Raw genomic sequence first — 3,808 nt, forward strand, 5'->3', positions numbered from 1 at the left:
CATCCAGCGCGACTTCCGCCGCCATAGCGAAGGGCTGGCCGACCAGAAGATCTTCGGCGAGCAAGGCCTCGAGCTCACGCGCCGGGTGTTCAAGGCGTGGCGCGCCTCCCAGCAAGATCACCACGACCGCGACCTGCTGGCGGGCGAGATCGCGCCGATCCAGACCGAGCTACGCCGACTGCTCCAGGACGCCTCCCCCCAGAGCAGACGCACCCGGTGGCACCGGCGGTTCGCGAACAACCTGCTCAAGGTTTGGCGCGCGCTCTGGACCTTCGTCACCGTCGACGGCGTCGAGCCGACCAACAACCCCGCCGAACGCGCCCTCCGAGGACCGGTCATTCACCGAAAACTCTCCCACGGCACCAGCAGCCCAGGCGGCGAACGCTTCGCCGAACGCGCCCAATCGGCAGCCGCCACCTGCCGCCTACAAAACCGTTCACTCTTCGCCTACCTACGGAAACTCCTCATCGCCCACAACCGCGGCGACCCATTCCCCGCGCTCACCTGACCCGAGACCCGGGACTGAACGGTTACACTTTTTCTCTCTACATATCTATTATGCGGTGTTTCTGTTTTTTACCGCGCCGGGGTCCAGAAATGCGCGTAGTTTGTGACGGGCAGAGCGCACCTCCGCCAAACCTGATCTTCCGAGAGGCCGAGCCTCGCAGCGATCTCCCACTGCCGAAAGCCAGCGACATGCAGCCGGTAGATCGCACGCTGCTCACCGGGCAGCCGCTCCACGGCAATGCGACGCGCCATCGCATCAAGGCCCGCCTCCGGATCACGATCGCGGTCCACCTCGTACGCAGCGATCCTGCTCACCGTCGTGGTCTGGCCCCCGTCGCCGAAGTTCCGATTCTGGGCGTCGGTCTTGGCGACTCGCGCGTGCTCGCTCACGGTGAACGGGTAGGCACCCGGCTGCCCGAACTTGTCCTCGGGCGGACGGATCTCGAAGTCCCGGCGGTTGTAGCGAGCTAGATTCTTCTGCAGCCACTCGCAGGCGAACGTGGAGAACTCCGCTCGGTCCGGGTCGTATTTGAGCGCGCACTCCACCAGGATCAAGAGTGCCTGCCCGATCAGCTCGGAGTAGGCGGCTCGCCCGCTGAGGTCGATCTTGCGCTGGAGCACGTCGTGATCGACGGCGTCGATCGCAGCTCCTACCCCCCGCATCGACCAGCGGATGCAGCGCTTGGCCGTCCAGTCCGGCCGCGTCGAGTCGACCGTCTTGCCCCAGTCCGAGCGAAACTTGGCCTGAGCGTGCGAGGCTGCGCGAGCCAAGCCGAGATGGCGGAGCGCGAACTCCTCGAGCGCCCCCTCCGCGACGGCCACATCGACCCCATGCATCAGCTCGACGAGCTCTCGTTTGGTGAATGGGAACGACGACCTGATTTGGCCCCACTGCGACGGTCTGATTTGGCCCCACTTCCGTCCGATGGCAACCGAACGGTTCGTGCTTTGTCAAGCACGACCAGGAGGTCGCAGAAGGGATGGGTTCCCGCGTGGAACTGTTCGAAAGGATCCGCAGGGATCATGACCGGGTGGGGCTGTCGATCCGCGCGCTGGCACGCCGTCACGGTGTGCATCGGCGGACGGTTCGCCAGGCGCTTGAGTCGGCGATCCCGCCGGAGCGCAAATGCCCGGAGGGGCGCCCGGCGCCGGCGCTTGGCCCTTATTACGAGCTGATCGACTCGTGGCTGATTGCTGACCTGCAGGCGCCGCCCAAGCAGCGGCACACGGCCAAGCGGATCCACCAGCGCCTGGTCGAGGAGCACGGCGCGGAGGTGGCCGAGACGACGGTTCGCGACCATGTGCGCCGCCGCCGGCGCGAGCTCGGGCTGACTGCCCAGGCTTACTGCCCGCAGGTGCACGACCCGGGGGTGAGCGCGGAGGTCGATTGGGGCGAGGCGAAGGTGATCATCGCCGGTGTGCTGATGACCGTGGGGCTGTTTGTGATGCGCTCCTGCTTTTCGGGCGCGTGTTTCGTGATGGCGTTCGAGACGCAGTCCCAGCAGGCGTTCTTCGAGGGGCACGTGGCCGCGTTTGAGTTCTTTTCCGGGGTATTCGGGACCCTCCGCTACGACAATCTCAAGGCGGCGGCGAAGTAGACGTTGAAGGGGCGCCGGCGGGTTGAGAACGAGCGGTTCGTCGCGTTCCGCTCCCACTACCTGTATGAGTCGTGGTTCACCTTGTCGGGGATCGAGGGGGCCCATGAGAAGGGCGGGGTGGAGGGAGAGGTTGGCCGGTTTCGCCGCTCGCATCTGGTGCCGGTGCCGGAGTTCGCCTCGCTTGAGGAGCTCAACGACCAGCTCGCTGCGTTCTGCATCGCGGATCTCAGGCGCGTGATTTCGGGCCGGTCGGTGACGGTCGGGGAGCTGCTCTCGCGCGAGATCGATCATCTGCGGCCGCTGCCGAAGGAACCGTTCCCGACGTGGGAGGAGTCGACTCATCGCGTCAACCAGAAGTCGATGGTCACGGTCCGGCGCAACCACTACTCGGTGCCGGTCCGCCTGGTGGGACTGAGGGTTCTGGTGTGGGTCGGCGCGCGCGAGATCACCGTCTTGCACGACGGCGAGGAGGTCGCCCGGCATCCCCGGCTGCGCGGCAGCCAGCAGCGGTCCGCCAGGCTCGATCACTATCTCGAGCTGCTGCAACGCAAGCCGGGCGCGCTCGAGCATTCGCTGGCGTTGCGCCAGGAACGCGAGCAAGGACGCTGGCCAGAGTGCTTCGATTTGCTGTGGCGCGCGATCGAAGGCAAGGTCGGGGCGAGCGAAGCGGCCCGTCAGATGGTCGACGTGCTGATGCTGTGCCGCGAGCACGACCTCGATGTGGTCGAGCTGGCGGTCCGTGGCGTGCTCGCCGCCGGGGCACACGACGGGCGCGCGGTCGCGGTGCTGATCAGCCGCCAGCAGCGGCCCGAGCCCGAGGCGCTGAGCGAGCTGCCCGAGCGGCTCACCCAGCATGAGCGGCCCGAGCCGACCCTGTTTGACTACAACCAGCTGATCGCGCGGGAGGCGAGGCGATGAGGTGGCCTGCATACCACTGCCTCGACGCGTTCATCGAGCACGACCACGTCGGCTATGACGACGACGGGCTGCTGTGCCAGCTGGTCAGTGTGATCATGACCGACGACACGATGCGGCTGGACCCCGCGGTGTGCGTGCTCACCAGCGAACAGGCTCGGGAGCGCGCCGCCGAGCTGCTGAGCTGCGCCGAGCACGCCCAGCGGCTGACGCTGGAGCGAAGGAGCGGACGATGAGCCAGCCGCGCAATCCCAACACCGCAGCGCTGGAGGCGCTCGGTGAGGCGCACGCCCGCGAGCTGCACCTGCCCGCGATCCGGTCCCGCTTCCGCCCGCTGGCTCAAGAAGCGACCCGCGAACAGCAAACGCCGCTTGCGTATCTCGCCGCGCTGCTGCAAGCCGAAGTGCAAGAACGCGCCGAACGGCGCGAGAAACGCAGGCTGCTGGACGCGCGCTTGCCGCTGGTCAAGCGCCTGGAGGACCTCCGGTTCGAGGACAACCCGAACGTTCCCCAGGCCACGCTCGCCGCGCTAGCCGAAGGCACCTGGATCGACGATCGCGAGTCGATCATCTTCATTGGCGAGTCCGGCACCGGCAAGACGATGCTCGCGACCGGGCTGGCGGTATGCGCCTGCCAACAAGGTCGGCGCGTCAGGTTCACCACCCTGGCCGCACTCGCCAACGAACTCCAAGAAGCAGACTCGCGCCGCGAGCTCGGTCGCGTCGTCGGCCGCGACACCCGAGTTGAGCTCCTGGTCCTGGACGAACTGGGCTATCTGGCCTTGCCCG

General features: G+C 67.1%; 6 protein-coding genes. 5 read left to right on the forward strand and 1 reads right to left on the reverse strand.

Annotated features, from left to right (window positions below; translation table 11 throughout):
* Positions 1–508, forward strand: a 508-nt coding sequence (locus JOZ76_RS14680) for an IS66 family transposase (RefSeq protein WP_291699344.1), incomplete at its 5' end; no start/stop codon positions are given.
* Positions 509–576: 68 nt separating this feature from the next.
* Here JOZ76_RS14680 and JOZ76_RS14685 read toward each other — a convergent pair.
* Positions 577–1,344, reverse strand: a complete 768-nt coding sequence (locus tag JOZ76_RS14685) for a hypothetical protein (protein WP_291699345.1) — start codon at positions 1,342–1,344, stop codon at positions 577–579.
* 155 nt (positions 1,345–1,499) lie between these two features.
* On the opposite strand from JOZ76_RS14685, the gene istA reads away from it, so the two are divergent.
* From istA to JOZ76_RS14705, 4 genes are all read left to right on the forward strand, one after another.
* Entirely contained in the window at positions 1,500–2,105 is a 606-nt protein-coding gene (gene istA / locus JOZ76_RS14690; RefSeq protein ID WP_291699346.1) for an IS21 family transposase, read from the forward strand.
* A 3-nt stretch (positions 2,106–2,108) separates the two neighbouring features.
* Positions 2,109–3,023 carry a Mu transposase domain-containing protein gene (locus JOZ76_RS14695; RefSeq protein WP_291699347.1) on the forward strand — a complete coding sequence of 305 codons (915 nt, stop codon included), beginning with the start codon at positions 2,109–2,111 and terminating at the stop codon, positions 3,021–3,023.
* Positions 3,020–3,256, forward strand: a complete 237-nt coding sequence (locus JOZ76_RS14700; protein ID WP_291699348.1) for a hypothetical protein — start codon at positions 3,020–3,022, stop codon at positions 3,254–3,256. The genes JOZ76_RS14695 and JOZ76_RS14700 overlap by 4 nt, the downstream gene beginning before the upstream one ends.
* On the forward strand, positions 3,253–3,808 hold a 556-nt coding region (locus JOZ76_RS14705), incomplete at its 3' end, for an ATP-binding protein (RefSeq protein WP_291699349.1). The genes JOZ76_RS14700 and JOZ76_RS14705, both read left to right, overlap by 4 nt.

The sequence above is a fragment of the Bradyrhizobium sp. genome, assembly GCF_019244115.1.
In the GTDB taxonomy this organism is placed as follows: Bacteria; Pseudomonadota; Alphaproteobacteria; order Rhizobiales; family Xanthobacteraceae; genus Bradyrhizobium.

Coding starts and splice junctions, on each gene's coding strand:
- JOZ76_RS14685 (WP_291699345.1), bottom strand. CDS start 1,344: ATGCATGGGGTCGATGTGGCCGTCGCGGAGGGGGCGCTCGAGGAGTTC.
- JOZ76_RS14700 (WP_291699348.1), top strand. CDS start 3,020: ATGAGGTGGCCTGCATACCACTGCCTCGACGCGTTCATCGAGCACGAC.